The organism is Leptospira sanjuanensis (genome assembly GCF_022267375.1).
Classification (GTDB): Bacteria; Spirochaetota; Leptospiria; order Leptospirales; family Leptospiraceae; genus Leptospira; species Leptospira sanjuanensis.
In genome coordinates, this window is sequence record NZ_JAIZBH010000001.1 from 664,630 (window position 1) to 687,194 (window position 22,565).

Sequence of the window (22,565 nt, forward strand, 5' to 3'; positions counted from 1 at the left end):
TGTCCAACCTGCGGGACGACTTCTCGGTTGCCGGAGGGAGTTCCCACGGGTTCCGTCTTTCGGTTGACCTGTTATCAGTGCGGTCATAAAGCTTTGGTGAGAATGGAGGTTCCAAAACCTTCTTCTCCTCCGACGATTCCTCCCCGTCTTGAATCGATTGCCCCGACCAACGAAATTTTACCCCGTCCTCGTCCGGAGCCATTGCAAGATGCGGGAACTCCAACGCCTTCGGTTCCACAGCGGCCTTTGCCATCGGCGCCTCCGCAAAAACGAACTCCGGAACCGACCGGACCCGATCTTTTCGAAAGAATTTCGGATTCTTTTTCTGAACTGCAGGTTTCTCTGAAAGAGAAAGTGTGGGAACTCACACAAAAATTCCAAAAAAAACGACCCGATCGAAATCTCCGACCGGATTCTCTTTTCTCGTCGGAAGAACGACAAGGGGAACGGGATCGTTCCGACCAGGATCGTCCGCTTGTTAAACGAGAATCGATTGCCTTTGAAGAAAAACCGTTTTTTGCCGTTCGCAGAGAAATCGAAAACGCACACGAAGAACAGCAACCGAGGATCAAAACTCTCGCCGAAAGATTGAGGGAGCAGGTAGCGGGCCGTCGACTCAAACTTCCGAACGTAGTTTTGCTTTCCGCGGGTGCGGCGGTTTCTCTTTTACTCGTGGGACTGATTCTCTTCTGGGTGGGAGTGATCACAAGAGAAGCGGAACTCAAGGAGATGATCGCTCTTTTTTACAATCACCAACCTTCGGTGATCTACGATCGCGACGGGAAAAAAGTCTCCGAAATCTTCGCAAAAAAGACGAGCAATCTCGAATGGGACGCCTATCCCGAGAATCTGAAAAAGATCGTTCTTCTCGTGGAGGATCGCAAATTTTTCTCCCATAGCGGGATCAATTATTTTTCGGTATTGCGCGCTGTGTTCGTAAACATCACGAGTTTTCGTTTTAAACAGGGAGCATCCACGATCACGCAGCAGCTCGCGAGAATCCTTCTCGACGACCGCGAAAAAAGTCTAGTTCGAAAAATCAAAGAAGCGCAGCTCGCGTTCGCACTCGAATATTCGTATGAGAAAAAGCAAATATTATTATATTATTTAAACAACGTATACCTCGGACACGGAGCGTTCGGGTTCGCCAGCGCCGCGGAATTCTATTTTAAAAAGACGCCTGCGGAATTGACCACGGAAGAAATGATCGTGCTCGCTTCTCTCGCTTCGGCGCCGAATCGTTATTCTCCGCTGAAAAATCCTGATCTTTCCAGACAGAGGGTCAACGCGATCATCCGTTCGTTTCAGGAAGACGAGATTCTCAAGGAAAATCCGAAGACGAAACTCGACGAAATCTATTTGTCCTTTCACATGCGGTCCCCGGGCGAAACCGTTTTCGGAAACAGAAGAGATCATTCTCCTTATGTGACCGAACACGTTCGTAAGTTTTTGAATTCCTTGTATCCCGATTCGAACATTTATGAAACGGGCGGTTTCTCGATTTATACTACGATCGCGGAACCGGTTCAGGCGGAACTTCCGAAAATCGTAAAGGCTTACGTGGACAACGTTCAAAAGAACGGATTGGTTCGTAAGACGAAACTCACGGACAATAAGAATTCCAGCGAAACAGCGGTGTTTCGCCGATACGTTCAGGATCTTTCGCCCGCGCTCGAACTGTTCATCGATACGGATTCGTTCAGCGGAGCGAACGAATCGGGTCTTCAAGTTGCGTTAGTCGCCGTTGATCCTGCAACGGGAGAAATTCTTCTGATGCACGGCGGTTCCGAGTTTAAGGCGGACAATCAGTTGGATCGGACGACCGCGATGAAGCGGCAAACGGGTTCTTCCATTAAACCGATTTTGTATTCCGCCGCGATCGAAACCGGACTGATCAACGCTTCTTCGAGAATTTTAGACGCGCCTCTGATTTACAGAAATCAAACCGGAAACTGGATGCCGGAAAACATCGGAAACCAATACGACGGGGATATCAGCGTTCGACAAGCTTTGGCAAAGTCCAAGAACACCGCCGCGGTTCAGATCGCTGAAAAACTCGGCATTTCGAGAATTCAGGATTTCTTTCAGAAATATTTTTTCCCCGATTCGAAAGTGTTGCAATCCAGATTCAGAGGAGATCTTTCTCTTGCGTTGGGATCTTTGGAAATTTCTCCGTTGGAAATGGCTCTTGCGTATTCCGCGTTCGCGAACGACGGAACGATCAAACGTCCTTATCTGATTCAAAAAATCACCGATCGCTTCGGCAAGGTCATCTACGAAAGAAAGTCCACGGACGAGTTCGGATTAAAAGTTCCTGAAGAAAGGAAGGTGCTGTCCTCGCAAGTGGCGGAAATCATGATCGATCTTCTTCACGGAAGCGCAAACTCGGCCGGAGTCAGAAACACGGGATATAAGGGAGAAGTCGCCGGCAAAACGGGGACGACGAACGACAACCGCGACAACTGGTTCGTGGGCGTGAAACCCGGTTTGTCGATGGCGATCTGGCTCGGTTACGACGATCCGAGTTTCGGACTCGGCTCATCCGCGTTAGGCGGAACCGTGGCCGCGCCTCTTTGGGGAACGATCGCGAAAATTTTCGAGACGGCCGAGGATTCGGACGACACAAAACGGAAATATCCGATTTCAGAACACGCGATCACCGCGACCGTTTGCGAAGAATCCGGTCACCTTCCCGGACCGTCCTGCAAACACACCCGCAAGGAATTATTCAAAAACGGAACGGTTCCTTCCGAGGTTTGTCCGCTCAACCACGGATCGGACGCAAAACGGGAAGTTCTTCGCAATGTATTCTAATCTATTTTCCTTTATTACGATATTCTTAACCGTTTCCATGGCCGTGTATCCGGTTTCGTACGAAGACGCGTATGCGATGGAAAAGGAAGATCCCCTTTTTTCGATACCTCTTTACGAAGAATTGCTCCGAACTTCGCAGAAGGCGGACATTCGAAAAACCGCATCTTCCCGTTTGTTTTTTCTCTATGAGAAATACCGCAAATACATACCCGCGATTCTCATCATGAGCCGCTCGGGAAAAATCACGGATAAAAAGGGGAGATATCCTTCCATCGTTTCGGAGCTTGCCGGCGGATTGAACGTAAGTCCTTCCGCGCTCGTATCGGTGATTTCCGCGTGCAGTAGGCCGATCCCGAATCCCGATCCGTTCTTTCAAGAAACGTCGCCAACGTCTCCTTCTTCATACAAAGAAGATTCGGAAGATCCGAACCCCTCGTCGGTTTCTTCCGAAGCCGCTTCTTCTCCGGCGCAAACGCAGGAGATGCCGTTTTTGTTTCGGATTCTTTCCAGAAAGGAAAACGCTCCTCTCTATAAGGCGTGTTATGCGGTTAAAATCAAAACGGGGGATTTCGACGGTTGGGAAAAGATTCACGCCTTCGGCGAGATGAAGAACGTTCTTACTCCCGAAACTTCCCTCGCATTGAGAATCAGTTATACGCTTCACTCGGGAAAAGGAAGCGCCTATAAACGGATTTATTCGGGCGGAAGACTAAAATCGTTAAGCGAAGAGGGCAAGTCCGATCTTTTGTATCTCTACGGAAAGTTTTTACGGAACCTGGGAAAATACGATTCTTCCGCGCGGTATTTTTGGATGAGCGGTTCCTATGCGAACAAGGAACGAAGCAGAATCGAAACCGCCAAAACTCTTTTGGTTTCCGGAAGAAAACAGGAAGCGTGTTCGTATCTTCAGAAAGGTTTTGTTCCCGGCGACGAATCCGAAGAACTTTTGTCCCGCGTTTGCCTGAAAAATTTCGAGAGCAATCATCCGAGTCAGGATTTTTTAAAGGCCGTCCGAATTTTAAACAACGATACGCCCGATCCTGTCTTTGATTATTTTTTAGGAAGAAGCGGCGGGAATAAAACGGAAGAATCCGATCCCGACGACGGAAACGAATCCGGCACAGCATACGGAAAGATCCTGGATGAAAAATTATTCTCCGGTGAAAAAAATCCGACCCCGTTTTGGGATTACCGTAAAAAGGAAGGAACTCTTTCCTTATCGTCGACTCCTCAGTTTCTCTGTAAGACCGGCCGCTCCGTTCTATTTAAGAAAAATCTAATACAACCTCAGAACTGCGTTCCTTATACGTCGCTTTCCGCGGACGCGATTCTTTCCACGCCGTTGTTCACCGCGGATCAGGAAGAATGGAGTTTGCTACTTTCCAATTCCGCATACAATCCGGTGTCGGGCCGCGCTGTGTTTACGTCGGACGGAACCGAAGAATCGATTCAAGTTTCCGGTTTGATCTATCGCCGATCTTTGAATCGTTTTTTTCTGGAAGGTCATTCCGCAGATGGGAAATACAAACTATACTCGATCGACTGGAAAAATATGCAGACCAGCGTCGCGGAAGGAAACTGAAGAATTCTCCGTTTCGAGTGGGTTTTTAAATACTCTTTCGAATCATTCTGGGCGCGCCCCTTCGGGTCAGGCTACTCCAGGCTCCGCTTCGCTCCGGTCGTATTTCGCGATCCACCGAGTCTGGATACCGGAACGAAGTTCCGAAATACGACCAAGCCTTGCGTATCCTTCGCGCAGAACCGGACCGAATCGGTCGATGTTTTTTTGTTTCCTTCGAGAATGTAGGAACTCCAACGATTTTGGGTTCCACTGAAGGTTCTCCGTCCGGGATCGGCCGTTCTTCCCGGATTTTGTATGAGATCCTACAGTTTCGGTTGCACTGTCGAATTTTTGATTTGTATGAGATCCTACAATTTCGAAGGCTCGATGTTGTTTTATGTCTTTTAAAAAGGGTGAGTTCCCGCGGTTTAGGATCGCACCGCCGTATTTTGATTTTGTGGTAGATTTTACTTTGTCAAAGTCCGACCAAGTTTTCTATCTTTCCAAATGTAAGAGTTCCCACAGTTTGGAAGTTCGTCGGACTTTCTGTTTTTTTAAATGTAAGAGTTCCCACAGTTTTCATTTTGCGATATAATTCCTTCGCATGGAAGAATTCAGAATCGTTAAGTTGAAGCATATCAAGAACGTTCATATCTTTTTTAAAAGCTTGGATCATTCGTTTTGTAACCATACCCATCTGCAGGATCATTTGATCGAACGAATGAGAACCGCGGATTCTCCGATCGGGACGATGGAAGCGGTGATCGAGTTTATGAGAGAAGGCGATGATATCTGCGGGCCGTGTCTAAGCGCGTTGCATTCGGATAAGCGGGAAGGTGTGATCGGTTGATTGTGGTCTTTTCGGTAAGCACAATGTTTTTCAGATCGTAGATGTACTTTGGCACGTTTTTCGTGTTTCCGCTCCTTGTGATTATTGCTACAGAAAAGTTTTTTTAACGGCGTTTCCGTAGGGGAAGGCTGTTCTTTTGCCCTCATCATTTTATAATCCGATACTTATTTTTAATTCCTTATTAGTGATTTAATATTGACTTAAATATCACAATTTGGAATTCTTCGTCACGAATCGATTGTGATCCATGATAAAAAAGCTTACCTTTTAGTCAGGAATTCCACTGGCTTCGATTCAAAACTTTTTTCGAGAGTTTGCAATATGTTTTTGAAACGCCGTTTTCGCTGGATTTTACCGTTAGCTGTCCTGTTCTCCTTTTTCCCGCTCAGTCCTCAGCCCGTAGTAGTTCCGAATTTGAATACTCCCGTATTCAATACGAACAGCATGAATCAGACGTTTACGGTTGCGGACGGTATGCGGACGATCGGCAACTGGGACGCGTTCGTGTTTCAGAACGTGAGTATTTTGCAGACACAGTGGGAAGCGCAGGTTCAAGCTCAGATCACGATGATGGTGAACTCGATCACGACGAGCGATCATTTCGCTTCGGTTCAGGAGTATCAAAGTTACGTTTATAATTCTCTGCAAGGACAGGCCTCGGAACAACTTTTGACATGGCAGAGCGCCGTAGAAGCGGAGATTTTACAGGAGAGGAGCGAATATCTTTCGTCCTTGTATGGAGCGAATTCGAGTGCGGTTGCTAGTTCGACGGCTTCGTTTCAAAGCCAATGGGATTCGTTTGTTTCCGGTAACGGTTTGAATCTGAACTTAGGCGGTGCTCTGAGTCAGGCTGTTTTGAACAGCGGCCAACAGACGTTGGAAGGTTTGCAGAGTCAGTGGTGGAACGATTTTCACAATAATCTGCAGAACGGTTTGCAGACATATCAGCAAGCGCTTCAGGGTTTGACCGACAAATATCAGAACTTAATTTCTCAGATCAACGCTACGGAGATGCAGTATCAGGCGCATCTTGCCCAGATTCAACAGAGTCAAGCGGGCGTTAAGAGCCAGATTCTTTCGAGTTTGGAAGGGTATCAGAACTTTTTAAACAGCAACGGTCTTTTTTGGAACACGATTACCGTGTTGTATGACAACAATTCGAACAGTTATGTGCAGGCGAGTTGTCCGAGCGGTCACGTGTGTGTGACGTATCAATACGATCCTACGAATTCCCAGTTTTACGCGGCCGGTTCTTGTCCGGTAGGTCATACTTGTGCGAACATTCTCTACGACAACAATACGAGCAGTTATCTTCAGAACACGGTTTGTCCTTCGACCTGCAACGGATCGGAGATGGAGAACTTGACGGTTCGCACTAGTTTGAATGCGGACGGTCGTGCGTTTCAGAACGTGATCAACAAGGTGGCGAATGCGATGCAGGAAGGGTATGTGATGCCCGCGATCTTCGACTATACTTCCGGAACGATGCTTAGCTACAACAACAACTGTTTGAACGGCAGTACTTGCGTGAAGGGTTTGTATGACGCGACTTCGGGTTCTTTTGTGGCATCGAACACGTGTTCTGCGGGACATACCTGTTACAGCGCTGTTGTGGACAACACGGTTCCGGCTTCCGCCACCGGTTCCTATTTTGCGAGCAGTTGTCCGGTGGGGGATACGCGTTGCGTTAGCTGCGCTTCCGGTCATACCTGTCAGGTTCAGGAAATGGAAGCAGGCTTTTTGTACGCTTCGAGTCTTTTGAGCAACTTTCTGCACAACGAACTTCTTTCGACGCAGAACGCGCTTCAAAATGCGGTCGCCGTTCAGAACGGGGGAACATACAATTTTCAATACGGGCAGTCTCAAGGTGCGTACAATAACGACGGTATTTGGAGTTACGGGGATCCTATTTTTTCGCATACACCGTTTAACCACTTTTCGGCGACTTCCGGAGGTCCGGCTTCCGTTTCCATTGCGGAGATTTTGAACACTGCGTTTACGGAAGGGGAAGGCGGGCTTGCCAAAAAGATCATGGCTTATATTCGCCAAGAGATCACTCAGTCGGACCTCGCGAACTGGATCATGGACGCGTATGAGAGCGGTTTAACCGGAAGCGGGTCTCCTCTTTCGGGTTTGCTGGGGGCGCTGGGACCGGGCAGAACGATTACCGGGTTTAGTCAGATCGATCTGCGTGCGTTTCAGAACGAAGACGGTTTTACGCCGTTTTTCAATGCCACTCCCTACTGCGGGAGTCCGCTCGGATGTGCTTCCGGAGACATATTCAATTGGACACCCGGGATTTATTTAGCGAATCGGACCTACTCCGAAATGAGAGCACAAGGTTTGGCCGGAGTGAACGGGAGCTGGGGCCAGAATTTTTACGATTATTTTGCGCGAGAGTGGATGATTTGGGACGGAATTCCCTTTCTTGGAGACATCCAACATACGCAGAACTATGCCTGGATCGAGTTGAACTTTCAAGTTACGAATAACAACGCGTATGCGAACGTAACCACGTATCAGGATTTGGTTCTTCAACTTCAGGCGTTCGAGTACGATTGGCAGACGAATGTGATGCCTTCGATCACGAACTGGACGGCGCAGGTTGCTTCTTACCAAGCTCAGTATGCGAACTGGCAGACTCAGATGCAGACCGCATTGACGGATGCGCAGAACGCTTACAATTCCGGGGTGGCTGATCTTCAGGGTCAGCAGTCTTCCTGGCTTGCCCAAATGGGTCAGTTGCAGCAACAGGCAACGAGCGCCTTCAACGCGGCCGGGAACGCTCTTCAGAACGGTCAGGGGCAATCCAATTACATACAACTCACACAACAGGTGTTAGCCGGTTTGAACAAGGGACAAATGAAGTCGAACCTGGACGGGGACTTGACCGTCAACGACGGTTCCTTTAGAGACGCGTTCGGTAACATTTTGAACGGGCTTAACCGCAACGCGGACAGGGGGATTCCTAATTTCGGACTGTTGGATACGATCGGTTCGGGAATGAACCGGATCACGACGGGGATTTCCAACCTTTCTTTATTGTCTTCCACGAACAACGCGACGATGGATACGATCTTGGGATATATGAAAGGTGTTGCGGAGAGTATGCGCAACGAGAAGCAGTTCACCCAGAACGGTTACGGGGATCTGGTAGAAGCTTCCGGCATCAAGACAAGAGAGGTTAAAAGTAAGGATAAGTATTCGGGAGAGACGATCACGACCACGTATGTTTTGAAGGATGACGGTTCGATCGATACATTCACGGACGAGGACGGGAATGTGAAACAAAAGACGTTGGGGGATTGGGTTCAAGGGCATTGCGGTAAGGACTTGGGCAATGCGGAGTGCAGTCGGTTTGTGGAAAACAAATACAGCAGTGTGGATGTGGGGGCCGACGGGAAGATCACGGCTCACAGAAGGGTGTATAACGGAACTTCTTCGTATTGCGGTAGCGACATGACGAATTCGGATTCGTATTGTTACAACACGGATGATGCGGTTGTAACGATTTCGGCTCCTTCCAAGGATTCGTTTCTTTTGGGGAGAGGCGCTTCCCGATTGGGCGATATGTTCAACGAGAGGGAGAAGGGTTTTAGCGATCTCGTAAACGCCACATTCCAAAACGTAAACGGTTATCTTTCCTCGAACAAACATACGGCCGCCCTTTTTACGGAAGTTAATATTACGCAGAACGTTCACGACAAGAACGCGTCTTTGGCTTCGCAAGACGTCAATAACAAGGTGAAGATTGCGAGTATTGTCAAGGATTACGTGGAAGCAGTCTTGCTGGGAGGGATGTCGACCGGCGCTTGGGTGAGCAAACAGGCGAACCAAGCGGTACAGGACGTCGTTGCGACCGCGCTTACGAAGGCTTTTGATTTGCCGCCGGATGTTGCGTCGTTTTTGTCGGGCGGTCTCATGGCGCACATAGAGATGTCGAAGGCCAAGCACGATATGGGCAGTCATAATTTGGGAATTGGGAAAGGAATCCATTCGGCGATCCATCATTCAGGTTTTGGAGGAATGGAAAAAACTCTGCTCAGGGTTGCTCCTTTGGCTACAGAGATCCTTGCGCCGATTGTCGGTTATGGTGCGATAGCTTTTTCTCTATCAACTTTAGATAAGTATGAAAACAATCTTAGCGCGATTGAAAAATGGAAGGATTTCAAAAACAGCATGTACGGTTTTGGAGTTCAGAAAATTGCAATCGCAAACGGGGCGTCACCCGAATATGCGGCCGCCTTAGGCCAAGTTGCGATCGGATACATGGAGATGCGCCAGGCAAAAGAAGAGCTTGGAATGCGTAGCGGAGCGTTTTCTTTACAATCTCTTGGCGGTGAGTTTAAGCGAGTCGTAGCGGGGATATCTGGTAATATCGGCGAGGTTGTGGGAGCGGGAATTAAATCGAGCGCTCATATCACGGGAGATCTTGGATTAACGTCGGAGAAATACGAAAAACATATCAATCAAGAAACCAGATCGATCCTGAACGAACTGAAACTGAGGGATCTGAAAGAAGATATTAAAAACTGGGATACGACGCAACAGGTGCTTGCGAGCGCTTCTGTGAAGGAATACGGCAGAGTTACGCATATGGATCCTGCTCAAATCGAGCTTTGGTCGAAACAGGCGAGCGACTTTGTGGTGCGCAAACAAGCGGAGCGGGATTTACACAGACGGGACGGGATGCTGACCAACGGACTGCCGCTTACACTGGGATACAGCTCCCTTTTTATCCTTGACAACAAGTTGTTCAACGGAGGAATCACGTCTCTCATATCGAAGGGATTCAAAGGAATTCTGACTTCGGTAGCGGATTTAGGGAACATGCTGGGAGAATCGGTCGTACCTTCGGACCTCCGTTCTTCGATATATGACCAAAGTAAAGAGTGGCACAACAAGATAACGCTGGAAGACGTGAAAGGCAGAACGGGACAAGGCATTATCAACAAAGCGTATGTAGAAACGGAGATGCGTAACGTCCTTTTTGACAAGATCGGCGAGGCATTGACGGGAGATCCTGCAATGGGTCACAATCTGGGGTTATTGCTCAAATACCAAATCGACAAACAAGAGGCGAGAAAGGCAGCGAGAGAACAAAGACTGAAGGATGCTGAGGTATTGGTCCAGTTAGCAGCAGCGGCAGCAGTGACCTATTTCGGCGGTCCCGCGGGAATTCAGATGTTAAATTCGGTGATCGGAACGGGTGCGACGGCGATTAACACAACATTGGCGACGGTTGGGCTTTCGCTTAACAATGCGCAGGTGGCCATGCTTGCGGCGAGTACAGCGGCGACGATGGCGATCGAAAACAGAATCAACGGGGCAAATGGCTCGGCTGCAGCCCTTGTAAACGGCCTCATCTCGACGGCGACCTTAGGAGTAAAAACTCCTCTTACGGGCTACGTAACGTATACCAAACATCAGAACGCGAACCTTTTGACGGGTCAACACGAAGTGAAAGGCGGTTGGGGCGGTGGAGTTAGCTTGAACGTGTCCGGTGTCAAAGGGTTACCTGGGGGAGAAATATTAAAGACCGCGTTGGAAGGAATGAAAATGAGCAATCTAACCTTGGGACTGAGCTACAATGCTGATCAAGGTCTTGGAATGAACGTGAACACGAACTTTACGAACAACGTAGGCTTAGGGTTAGACTACAACTTTAAAAGCGGCAGCTATACCGCGAACGCAAGCTATGACGTGAACAAGGCAGGTGGCAAATCTTGGGCGAACGGAAGTGTTAACGTATCTGCGAGTAGAGAAGGTCACTCGAGTTTAGCGTTGTCTTACAACCACGACGGAAACACGGCGATTCCTCAGAGACTTCGCGGAGGTGGAGCGACGCTTGACTTAGGGAATGACGGGGTATTGGGTTTTAGCATCCAGGGACTGAAAGGGGCTACGATCGGTACTGTGAGCTACAACACGAACAGTCACGGTTGGGAACAGGCGACTTTGAACCAGAATTTCCAGAACGAATATCTTCAAGGTGTGACAGCTGAGAACAGCTCTTACAATCACGAGAAGTCTCAGATGGAGATCTTGCGTACGGAGCTGAGTATTGCGACGAAGATGGAGAAACCGTTGTTTACGCAAGCAGATGTGGACAAGTATTTACCTAAAAACAAGGACGGCAGCATCGACGTAGAGAATGCACAGCCTGAGAAGTTGTTAGAGAAATGGAACGCGCACAAGGAAGCGATGTCCCAAACGCCTGAGGGCTTGCAGAAGTGGAAGGACGATGTAACGAGAGCCGGAGAAAGATCGGGGATTGAGATCCGCTTCAACGACGGTAAGAGTGCGACCTCGACGTTCGGTAAGTTTGTGACGGGAATGTTCGGAGATATTGCCCAGAGTTTCGGTATTGCGAACGACGGAAGCAAGATGGTGAACAAACAAGGCGTATTTCACTTAGACACGTGTTTTCGCGGAGACGTCCCGGTATTGCGTTTGAAACACAAAGAAAACGGAATATACGGGAATGTTAAATCACCCGAGTTTAGTTCCGAGGACTACGAGCTAATTGCGATCGAAGAAGTAAAGATCGGGGACGTAGTCCAGTCCTGGAACGAGAAAACGAACACGTTCGAGAACAAGAAAGTCACGGAGACGTTTGTCCACGAAGTTCCGCAGCTTTTCTTTCTTGAGTTAGACGGGGAAGACGAGATTCATACGACTTGGAACCACCCGTTTAGACGGAGGGTGAGTGCAAACGGAAGTCAGAACACAAACCAAAACAGAGTATCACCGTTTGATCTAAAGGGAATCCAAAGAGATTTCAAAACTCATGAACATCTGCTTCATCCGCGAGAAGCAAGAATCGTGACGAGCCTTTTGGGCTCGGGAAGCGAGAGCGAAACAAAGACAGCGAGTGTAATAGAGGAGCTTCCCCATTCTACAGATTCTAACCATTCAGCCTCGGATGTAACGTTGTCGAAGACGGAAAGGTTCTCTTCTAACACCACGACACAAACCTCGGAATGGGTGAAGGTGGAAGATCTGAAAGTGAAGGACCAAGTTCTCCGTTCCGATGGCAGCTGGGGAACTGTAACGGGGATTTACTACTACAACACGGAACCGACTAAGGTTTACAACTTAGAAGTAGAGGAGAATCATACTTACGTTGTGGGCGGAAGAGAATCCAATTCCGGCGCGGGCTACGTTGTGCACAATTACAACAACGCGCAAGAGGCGATGTTCGGAGGATTCAAACGACTTTCGAACGATGTGTATGACGTAGCGAAGAAGTTCGCGGGTCTTGAAGGCGGGGCCGGCAACGAGGTATATCAGAAAGCTGTAGAGTTTCAGCAGGCAGTGAAGGAAACGAACGCGTCCCGGGAAACGTTAAACAAGGAGTCGAACATTCTTGTTACGAAACAAAAAGCAGCGGAAGCGAGTATGCAACTGGGAGTGATCCGCAACAATGAATTCTTGAAAGCGATCCATGATCCGAAGAGCGATTCGATACCGGGAATAGCAGACCTTCGCAAACAGTTGAAGGGAGTCGATCCGAGCAAGGGCTTTAGTGAGAATCACATGAAATCCGTTTCAAGTTGGTTGAGTTCTAACGGAGTGGGCACGAGCGGATTCTTGAAACCTGGAGTTGGCCTTGGTAATCTTCCTGGGGGTAATGCGCTTCCGATGAAAGGATATATCATGTCTGCTGCACTGAGTATATCGAGTGCGGAAGAACGCGGAAAGCTGACAAACACGATTAAAGAAACGAATCAGAAGTTAGCAGAACACAAGATTAAAGAAGACAATATCGGGCGGCAGATGATCGAGCGATCGGAAAAGGTGAAGAGCGACATTGTAAAGCTGATCCAAGAGAAACACCACAACGATCCGAGGTATGCTGAAGTTCTCGTAGAACACGGATTTGTGAAGAAGGACACATTCAATCCGAATGAACACAAGGTAACGTATGAGGAGAAGTTGAAGGCGCTTGGAGACAAGATCAAGCCGGAAACGAGAAAACAACTTGCCGAGTTTGACCGCAAGATCACAGACCTTCGCGTGAGCCAAAACAAACAGGAAGCGGAGAGCTACGCGAAGTGGAACAAGGATCATCCGAACGAGCCCTACAAGCGAACTCCAGAGATGGAGAAACGCAGAAACGACATGGTGACAATGCAGAAGACTTTGGAGAAGGAAAGGGCGATGATCATCAACCGGGAAGTGGCGCCATATCCAAAAGAGTCTGAGCTGCATCGACTTGAGAAGTTGGGTGAAGGTCATTCACTGAACGACAAGCAGAAGACCGAGCTTACGAATCTGCGAAACGAGAAGAAGACGCACGAGACTCAAGTGGCGGCGCTGTTGGACAAAGACAATACGAAGTTGCATGAAACGTTAGAAACGATGGACGAGAAGTCGTCAAAACCGATGACAATTTCAACGACCCAGAGCCGTTTCGAGACGAAGACGATCGAGAAGATGCAATCGAAGGACAATGTCGCTACGAAACAACTGAATTGGGACGGCAAGACGTACGACCGACAAGTGAACAAGGAAACCGGAGAGGTTCACTTTGACCGGGAATACAAGCCGGGTGTGAAGGAAGAAGTGAGCATTACGGATTCCGGATATGTAAAACAGAAGTTGAGTTGGAAAGACCTTTTTGGAAACCCGCAGGAGAGCGTAAAAGTATTTGAGGCGAACGGAAAGTTTCTAACCGAGCTTAGCGGAGAACAACCTACGAAGAAATTGAGTGATCCGAACGAGACTCGAACGATTATTCCGAATGAACCGAAGGGCAAGATTGTTAAAAGTGATTTCAATGAGGTAAAAGATCTGATCGCGAACGCGAACCTAAGTGCTAAAGACAGGTTGGAGAAGATCCATTCTTTGGACGAGATTGAGGTCAACGGGAAACGATATGTGAAAGAGACCGTAGTCACTGAAACAAAAACCAAAACGAAAGTGACCAAGGACTCTGAGGTGACGTTCTTTACATTGCAGAACGCGGGCGGCCAGACGGAGAGAATTTCTTTCCGCGAAGTGGATTCCGGTTACAAAGATGAAAAAGGGAAGTCGATCAAAACGATCGAGATGAAACAAGTTCTTGCAGAAGGGACGGTAGCGGAAGATACGAAACGATATGACAAGTATCTGAACGAGAAGCCGGATCAGGACAGGGCAGGGAATTATCCAACCTTTGCGGAAAATCCTAAGTATTATCAAGACAGAATGGCTCAAATATTCAGAGAAAAGAATATTCAGGCGGAACGCGACGGAGACGGCAATTTGATGAGTTACAACGGAAGACCTGAGCTTGTGCGAATTGCAAACAACGGTTTCATGAATATTACACTCCTGACGCAGACGCAGAGAGGCCAGTCTTACTTAGGGCAAACGAACAAGGAAGGAAAACCAGTGTTGTATTCGTTACCTGGTAACAGAGATGGAGACGTAAAAGACAGTAGCGCTTGTCAGTCTCACGGACCGGCAATGGTGATGGCGGCGGCGGGTTTCAAGATGACGCAGGAACAGATCAACCAATACGGAAAGCTGAACGTGATGACAACCCGCCTCATGGCGGAAGCGGGCCAATTGTTACCTGGAAAACCGAAACCGTCTCAGATGGGTATCGAGCAGCAGGCCGCTATGGTGTATCGGACGATGGGTTTTGACATACCGAAAGATGGTTCTTTGATTGCAATGGCAAGTAGCAAAGCGCCGCCAGCACCGGACAAATTATTATATGAAGACGATCCGTTAGCCTACGCTGAGGTAAAAAAACATTACGACGAAGTAGAAGTTCCGGAATTCAAAAAACAATTTCAAAAAGAACACTTGATTCCTTGGATCAAGGAGAAGCTGGCTAAGGGAGAGGTTGTAGTAGTCGGTGGCAAGTTTGCGGGACTAGATCACGTAATCACCATAACCGGGGTGGATGACAACGGCTTCGTAACGGAAGATTCTTTTGGAGACGCGAATACCGGATATGCGAGCCACGACGGAAAGTCGAATCACTACAACTTTAACGATTTTGTTTTGGGATACGGATTTACCTTAAAGCCGAATGGGCAGAAGCCATTGACTGAGACGGAAAGAAAGGTGTATTGGAAAGATGTTACTTCGTATCCTGGTTTGAAAAAGCAACAAGCGACTCTTTCCGCTTCGATCGAGTCTTTGGAAAAAATCGTCAAGAATACAACGGACGAGAAGAAGAGAGAAGAATCGAATCGGAAGTTGGAAGAGCAGAGAAAAAGTTTAGAGACGACCAAAGAGGAAGTGGAAAGAATACGCAAACAATGGAGCAATATATGGAAACCGGCAAATTAAAACATTACAAACTACTGATACTTTTAGGGATTTGGCTCTCTTTAGTCCCTTTGTTTTCTCAAGTGGAAGAATATGAGGATTGTTTTTCAAAAAAGAGCAATGCGGATTTGAAGAACTTGAACAAGAAACAGAAAGGAAATCCTGTGGAAGGCGTCTTTTACACCTGGGATGCAAATATACCGGCAAAAGGAATGACTTGGCAAACTTCGTTCATGCCTTTGAAGTCAGTACCTAAATCTAAACCATCAAACATGAGTCAAAATGAATGGGCGAAAAATACATGTTTACCAAATGCATATGTTGTTCATGATACTAGGGAAGGAACAAAATGGTGCGAAGGAGTTCCTGGAACTGGAATTGGAGAGGTTGTTGTTGGACTGATCGATATTAAAAACAAAAACTACTTTTACATTCTTCCAGGTGCTAATGGGCTTCGGAAGAATTTCGAATCGTATTCCCGCCCATCGGAGATTGTAGTCCACTATTTACTTCCCGGAGCGACGGATACTTCGCAAGCCGGTGGAACGATGCTACTCGATGTATCGTATTTTGGAAAACAGTCTGTAAAGCTCAGTTCGGAACCTGGCTATCAAAAGATTGAAATCCAACCTTACAAAGACATTTTGAAAGAAATGAAAGGCATGAAGGTAAGAGAAGGCGAGACTTTGGTTTTAGTAGCGATCGAGATTAAATCCGTGATTGAGGGTAAGGAAAACAAAGAACATACTTGTATCGCTGAAATCGGAAATTTCAAAGACGAAGCCTTTTACAAGAAGGCGACGCTGAGGGACTGAGGTTTGGGGATGAAATGGAATCCAAAATATGGAAATATATTTTGAGGATTCACAGAGGGCGGCGATTACTACCCCTGTTTAAGGATTGCAGACTTAGAGTATATGCAATGAATTTAATATATAAGTAACAGAAAGAAAAGAACTCTAAATAATAGAGAGACAAGTTCCGTAAAAAAGACTCTCGGCGCACGGGTCTAAGCGTGAGCTTTGCGTGCTAAAGAAAGTGAATTATATTTTAATAAATTAAGGAAGGATTAAATGAGATTGAAAGTTTGGGTATTTGTATTACTGGTATTGTTTTGTGTCTTGGGATGTGAGACGAAACATAATGAAGACGACGCATTGCTTGGCCTGTTAGTTGCGGCACAAAGTGCCGGTGGCGGGACTCCTATTTTTTTCAATTATTCTTTGCAGAATAAAGCTTTAGGAACGGATCGGCCTCTTCCTGAGCGGTTAGGAAAGCCAGGGATCAATCAAGGGCAGCCAAATTTGTTCACTGTTTCTCCGTCCTTGCCGGCTGGTTTGTCATTAAATTCCGAAACGGGATTAATCTCCGGAACTCCGTTGAATACGAGTGTGGTTACAATGACTTTTGCTATCACAGCCAAAAACACGAAGGCACCAAGTATTCCCTCGAAAACAGAAACCATTTCTATCAAAGCGATTTACGATGATTCAAGTGGTCTTGTGTGCGTTGGTGGTTCCGGTGTCATTGCTCCCGGATGTAATAATTCGGCTCCTTATTCTTGCGGATCCTCTAATTTTTGTTATACGTCTTTTTTTAGCTGTGTGACGTCTGCAAACTGCACGTACTAATTTTAGTATCAAGAACTACAAGTTAGTTGAGTTGAGAAAGATGAATGTGTAACTGATTGCGATCGCTGTAAGAAAGCAAAGAAAATTGAGTGGAATATGAAATGAGAGAGAAACTGAAGAAATTGTTTTTGAGTATGGTGTTGGTCGTATCGTTTGTATCTTGCAGCGGTCCGCAGTTAAAGGACAAAACTCCTGCGTTTGATACGTCTTCGTTTAAAGTATATCTTTTGGGAACTGGACGGTCAGATAATTATTCCGGTTATCGTCCGAAGAGTTCGGAAAACGATTTTTATATCTTTTCACTTGGGTTTGAGAATTCGACGGACAAGCCTGTGGAAGTAGATTGGACGTTAGTGTTTTTGGAGAATGAGAAGGGCAAGTTAGTCGGATTACCCGTCGGATTCAACGATGCGACGTCTTTTTGGGCATCGTTCAAATCGGATTTTCGGCGTTCATTCGGAGTGGCTGACAAGAAAAAAGAAACGGTCGATCCGGGAGAATCGATTGCAAAGTTATACGGTTTTCTTTTGAAACGATCCGACAATCCTGCACATGTGTTATTACTGAGCGATCCGGGAGATGCGTTAGAGAAAAGTAAGGATGTGGAAAAGGATCGCAAAAAATTCATATTAGGAAAGGTGAAACTTTAGAGTTGAGGTAGTTTTACAATAAGGCTACGCTTCGGGACTAAAGTTAGAGAGAAGACGCAGATATGACAACAAACGAAACACAAAAAGGCTTCGTGCTTGGCGAAGCGGTTCGCGACACAACGACGGGCCAAACGATGTATGTAGAAAAGGCTTGGAGTCCGACAGTACCTTGCATTTACTTTGATCCGAAGACGGAAAGCCTTGTGAAGGTGGATCTGTTGCCTGAGAATTTGGAGAGGATCAAGGAGATATTGCCGTATTTACCGAAGTGAAGAACTTTCAAACCCGCGAATGGTAAGGAACAACAAGAAAGGTTCTCTATTGAAAGGACATATTATTTTACATGTGAATCAGGCGAACAAAAATTTCCTTTAATTTCTCCTTTCCCATTGACAATAGCACTCTGTAGGCGACTCTTTGATGTATCAAAGAGTCGGTTCCTGACTCAGTAACTTTCCTTTCATTTTTTCTTCAAACTTTCAACGGCTAACGCTAAAGACATTCCGACTGCACAGGCTGTGCGAAGCAATCAACTGCTGAAAGAAGAACAAGCTATCCCGCGAGAGCGATCGTAGCGTAAATCCGGCATTGCACCATCGAGTAATACGCTGTTCTTTTTCTTTCTTTGGACTTGATGGTGCGATGCTGATTGAAGCGGAGAGCGCGTTTCGCGAAGCGAACTCGCCCCAAGCGGCAGCTATACCGCGAACGCGAGCTATGACGTGAACAAGGCAGGTGGCAAATCTTGGGCGAACGGAAGTGTTAACGTATCTGCGAGTAGAGAAGGTCACTCGAGTTTAGCGTTGTCTTACAACCACGACGGAAACACGGCGATTCCTCAGAGACTTCGCGGAGGTGGAGCGACGCTTGACTTAGGTAACGACGGTGTATTGGGTTTTAGCATCCAGGGACTGAAAGGGGCTACGATCGGTAATGTGAGCTACAACACGAACAGTCATGGTTGGGAACAGGCGACTTTGAACCAGAATTTCCAGAACGAATATCTTCAAGGTGTGACAGCTGAGAACTCTGCCTACAACCACGAGAAGGCTCAGATGGAGATCTTGCGTACGGAGCTGAGTATTGCGACGAAGATGGAGAAACCGTTGTTTACGCAAGCAGATGTGGACAAGTATTTACCTAAAAACAAGGACGGCAGCATCGACGTAGAGAATGCACAGCCTGAGAAGTTGTTAGAGAAATGGAACGCGCACAAGGAAGCGATGTCCCAAACGCCTGAGGGCTTGCAGAAGTGGAAGGACGATGTAACGAGAGCCGGAGAAAGATCGGGGATTGAGATCCGCTTCAACGACGGTAAGAGTGCAACGAGCACTTTCGGTAAGTTTGTAACGGGAATGTTCGGAGATATTGCCCAGAGTTTCGGTATTGCGAACGACGGAAGCAAGATGGTGGACAAGGCGGGCGTATTTCATTTAGACACGTGTTTTCGCGGAGACGTCCCGGTATTGCGTTTGAAACACAAAGAAAACGGAATATACGGGAATGTTAAATCACCCGAGTTTAGTTCCGAGGACTACGAGCTAATTGCGATCGAAGAGGTAAAGATCGGGGACGTAGTTCAGTCCTGGAACGAAAGAACCGGAAAACTCGAGAACAAGAGAGTCACGGAAACTTTTGTCCACGAAGTTCCGCAGCTTTTCTTTCTTGAGTTAGACGGGGAAGAAGAGATTCATACGACTTGGAACCACCCGTTTAGACGGAGAATCGTAACTCAGAATGGTTCGAATGCCAACACAAATCAAAACAGAGTTTCTCCGTTTGATCTAAAGGGAATCCAAAGAGATTTCAAAACTCATGAACATCTGCTTCATCCGCGAGAAGCAAGAATCGTGACGAGCCTTTTGGGCTCGGGAAGCGAGAGCGAAACAAAGACAGCGAGTGTAATAGAGGAGCTTCCCCATTCTACAGATTCTAACCATTCAGCGTCGGATGTAACGTTGACGAAGACGGAAAGGTTCTCTTCTAACACCACAACCCAAACCTCGGAATGGGTGAAGGTGGAAGACCTCCGCTTGCGAGACCAAGTTCTCAAAGCAGACGGAAGTTGGGGAACTGTAACGGGGATTTACTACTACAACACGGAACCGACTAAGGTTTACAACTTAGAAGTAGAGGAGAATCATACTTACGTTGTGGGCGGAAGAGAATCCAATTCCGGCGCGGGCTACGTTGTGCACAATTACGAAGGCGGCTTTGACAAAGGCGTAAGCGCAATCAAAGCGGGACTGAAAGACTTGATGGGAAGAGAAGGATTGTTCGGTTTGGGAGCTGAGAAGCCACTGAGTGGTCAGGCGAAAGAGCTTCTTAGCAAGTTGAATGAATACGACACGAAGGACCGCAAGTTAGGTGCTGAGAGATCTGCGCTGATCACGGAAGTCGCGGTTGGCCAAGGGAAGAAGGAGCTTTTAGGGAAGCGTAACGAATTTTTACTGAGCGTGGTAAGGGACAAAGGATCGGACGGAATCGAAGGAGTAGCGGATCTAAGAAAAGCGCTGAAGGACGTGAATCCGAAAGCGGGATTGAACAAATCTCAAATGGCTGCGGTAGAGACCTGGTTGAAGAAAACATCTGGAGAGTCCGGGCTTGGTGGTGGAATTGGACTTTTCAAAGGTGGGATGCAAAACGGAGCCGGTCAAAGTGGTTTGAAGGGCTTGTTGCTGAAAGCGGCTTCCGAAGCGGGGAGTGCAGGTGAACTTGCTCACTTGAACGAGAAACTTGCGACGAATCAAGAGCAGTTGAGACAGAAGGCATTGGACCACGAGAAGGTTGGATCTGATCTTGCAAAAATAATAACGCACGACTACGCAAACTTAAAGACTGCAGCTGCTTCGATTATGCCACTTCGAATTCCAGCGGATACAAAAACTTTAGATCACACAGTAGCTGAGAATCTTCGCAAAGGTGAGGGCGGAACTACAAAGGAAATAACCTGGAACGACAACAAATACAAAAAACAAATCAACGAAAGAACCGGAGAAGTAAGTTATTCAAGGGAATACAGTCGAGGAGTGAAAGAAGAGATTCGAGTTACACCCGACAACCATATCGAACAGAAGTTGAGCTGGACCGGTGCATTCGGCTTTGGTAAAAAAGAAGACAAGGTAACGATCTTCGAAGCAAACGGGAACGAGAAGAAAGTAGACGAGAAGAACGGCAAAAAGGTCAAGGCATCGACTCACGAAGTTGAGTTAACTCATGTTCAAAAAGATCTACCTGCTTTTACGGAAACGTTGAACTCGGACAAACATTTCAATGTTGATGACAAGGCAAAGTCAAGCGAGTTAAGAGAAAAGATATTCAACGCTCAAGCAAAGGATCGACCGAAGCTTTTGGATGAATTGAAGAAACTTAAAATCGAATCGTATGCTCGTGAAAACAAGTTAGTGGATGAGCTTGGACCGGAAGACAGAAGTAAATTGATCGCAAACCTCGACAAGATATACAGCGGATCGAAAGATTCGGCAGAAGCAAGTAATATCGTATCGAATCTTCTCCAGAAAGCGGCCGGTGGAATGACGGAAAATTCCTTCCCTCATCAGACTGAATTTGACAAGAAGATCAATCAGGGACTACGGACTGCCAAGAACGAAGTTAAGATTCTAATCGAGCATCAAAAGGATGCGTTCCGCAAGAAGTATGATTCGGAAATGGTATATGACGACAAAGGCAATTTTGATATTCGATACACGAGGCAAGATCCTGAATACGTAGGATTTGACGGAATTGCGGAGATGACGGACTACAACGATTCGAATCAGAACAAATCAAATAACTATACGACGATGAAGGAAGGCAAGGCCGGGTTGACGGGAAAACTTCACGACGTGGTCGATATGATGCGCCAAGAATTCCAGGGCGATGGCGGGAAATATTACTATCAAGAAGAGTTGGATAGTGCGTTAAAGAACAAGCAAAGTCTAACAGATCTGCAAACGTCTCTCAAATCGAAAGAGAAAGGAATTTCGGACTCGATCACTTCCTTGTCATCGGAGATTTCGAAGTTAAAGAAAGACAAGCACGCAGACCCGGCCGTGTTGGCGCAGAAGGCAGCTAATTTGGAAACACAAAAGAATTCATTAACGTCGATCAAAGATCAGCTCGTGGATACGAAATCGATGTTGAAAAAAGCGGATTCTCAGGTTTCCTATTTCGAGAGTCGGAAGTCGACGTTTGAGGAATCGAAGAAATGGTTTAGCGACAAGAAGAATACGATCGATCCGACGAAAGGAGTTGCGAGCGGTATTTGTTACGCCTGGAGTGATTACGCGCTGTTGAAGGGAAGTAATTTGGAGAAGCGTCCGTTTGATGTGTGGTATCGAGAGCAGGTTCGTAAAGGAAATCTTTCCTATTCCACGACGCAAGCGGGTGGAGCGGGTGTATTTTTTGGCAAGATTGAGGCCACGGGTGACGGTTTGTTAGCTGGTTACGAGACCGAGTATATCAGTAACAAGTTGAATCAAAAAGACGCTTGGAACGATCAAAGTTGGCAACCTCTGAACTATTCCGAAACGATGAAAACTTTGAAAGACCAGGGAATTAAGACGTTCAAGGTTTGGATTGACAAGACCGCATACGGAAAAGGCGGATTTAACAAAACGTTAGATTTTGGCGGGCAACATTATTTTATCGTTGCTTGGGACGATGCGAGAGGCAAATTCATGATGATGGATCACAACGACAATAGTGTTTATCATGAAAAACCTTTAACAGAAGATTACTTCAAGCAGGTTCGTAAGATCACATATATCAAACCAAAAGGAATGAAATGA

At 46.9% G+C, this 22,565-nt stretch carries 8 protein-coding genes and 1 pseudogene; all 9 read left to right on the forward strand.

The annotated features are described in order from the left end of the window. Positions 1–486: 486 nt before the first annotated feature. Positions 487–2,814: pseudogene (locus tag LFX17_RS03150) on the forward strand (transglycosylase domain-containing protein); the annotation flags it as partial. Continuing rightward, the gene (locus LFX17_RS03155; RefSeq protein WP_238744982.1) at positions 2,804–4,396 is read left to right on the forward strand and encodes a hypothetical protein; all 1,593 of its coding nucleotides are present in this window, start codon (positions 2,804–2,806) and stop codon (positions 4,394–4,396) included. The pseudogene LFX17_RS03150 and the gene LFX17_RS03155, both read left to right, overlap by 11 nt. Positions 4,397–4,979: 583 nt before the next feature. Next, complete coding sequence (locus LFX17_RS03160; RefSeq protein ID WP_238728879.1) at positions 4,980–5,225, forward strand: hypothetical protein; 246 nt, start codon at positions 4,980–4,982, stop codon at positions 5,223–5,225. Positions 5,226–5,546: 321 nt separating this feature from the next. Then, complete coding sequence (locus LFX17_RS03165) at positions 5,547–15,515, forward strand: TIGR04388 family protein (RefSeq protein WP_238744984.1); 9,969 nt, start codon at positions 5,547–5,549, stop codon at positions 15,513–15,515. Further along, positions 15,497–16,309: an NADase-type glycan-binding domain-containing protein gene (locus LFX17_RS03170; RefSeq protein WP_238744986.1), complete on the forward strand. Its 813-nt coding sequence runs from the start codon at positions 15,497–15,499 to the stop codon at positions 16,307–16,309. Before LFX17_RS03165 ends, LFX17_RS03170 begins: the two co-directional genes overlap by 19 nt. 258 nt (positions 16,310–16,567) lie before the next feature. Continuing rightward, positions 16,568–17,125 (forward strand): Ig domain-containing protein, encoded by a 558-nt coding sequence (locus tag LFX17_RS03175; protein WP_238744988.1) that lies wholly within the window; start codon positions 16,568–16,570, stop codon positions 17,123–17,125. A gap of 101 nt (positions 17,126–17,226) precedes the next feature. Beyond that, on the forward strand, positions 17,227–17,775 hold the full coding sequence (locus tag LFX17_RS03180; RefSeq protein WP_238744989.1) for a hypothetical protein: 549 nt from the start codon (positions 17,227–17,229) through the stop codon (positions 17,773–17,775). A gap of 62 nt (positions 17,776–17,837) precedes the next feature. Next, positions 17,838–18,047: a hypothetical protein gene (locus tag LFX17_RS03185; RefSeq protein ID WP_238744991.1), complete on the forward strand. Its 210-nt coding sequence runs from the start codon at positions 17,838–17,840 to the stop codon at positions 18,045–18,047. Between the two features lie 450 nt (positions 18,048–18,497). Continuing rightward, entirely contained in the window at positions 18,498–22,565 is a 4,068-nt protein-coding gene (locus LFX17_RS03190; protein ID WP_238744993.1) for a TIGR04388 family protein, read from the forward strand.

Excerpts from the sequence above, each read along its gene's own strand:
- LFX17_RS03170 (WP_238744986.1), top strand. The coding sequence starts at position 15,497 with ATGGAAACCGGCAAATTAAAACATTACAAACTACTGATACTTTTAGGG.
- LFX17_RS03185 (WP_238744991.1), top strand. The coding sequence starts at position 17,838 with ATGACAACAAACGAAACACAAAAAGGCTTCGTGCTTGGCGAAGCGGTT.
- LFX17_RS03155 (WP_238744982.1), top strand. The coding sequence starts at position 2,804 with ATGTATTCTAATCTATTTTCCTTTATTACGATATTCTTAACCGTTTCC.
- LFX17_RS03160 (WP_238728879.1), top strand. The coding sequence starts at position 4,980 with ATGGAAGAATTCAGAATCGTTAAGTTGAAGCATATCAAGAACGTTCAT.
- LFX17_RS03165 (WP_238744984.1), top strand. The coding sequence starts at position 5,547 with ATGTTTTTGAAACGCCGTTTTCGCTGGATTTTACCGTTAGCTGTCCTG.
- LFX17_RS03175 (WP_238744988.1), top strand. The coding sequence starts at position 16,568 with ATGAGATTGAAAGTTTGGGTATTTGTATTACTGGTATTGTTTTGTGTC.
- LFX17_RS03180 (WP_238744989.1), top strand. The coding sequence starts at position 17,227 with ATGAGAGAGAAACTGAAGAAATTGTTTTTGAGTATGGTGTTGGTCGTA.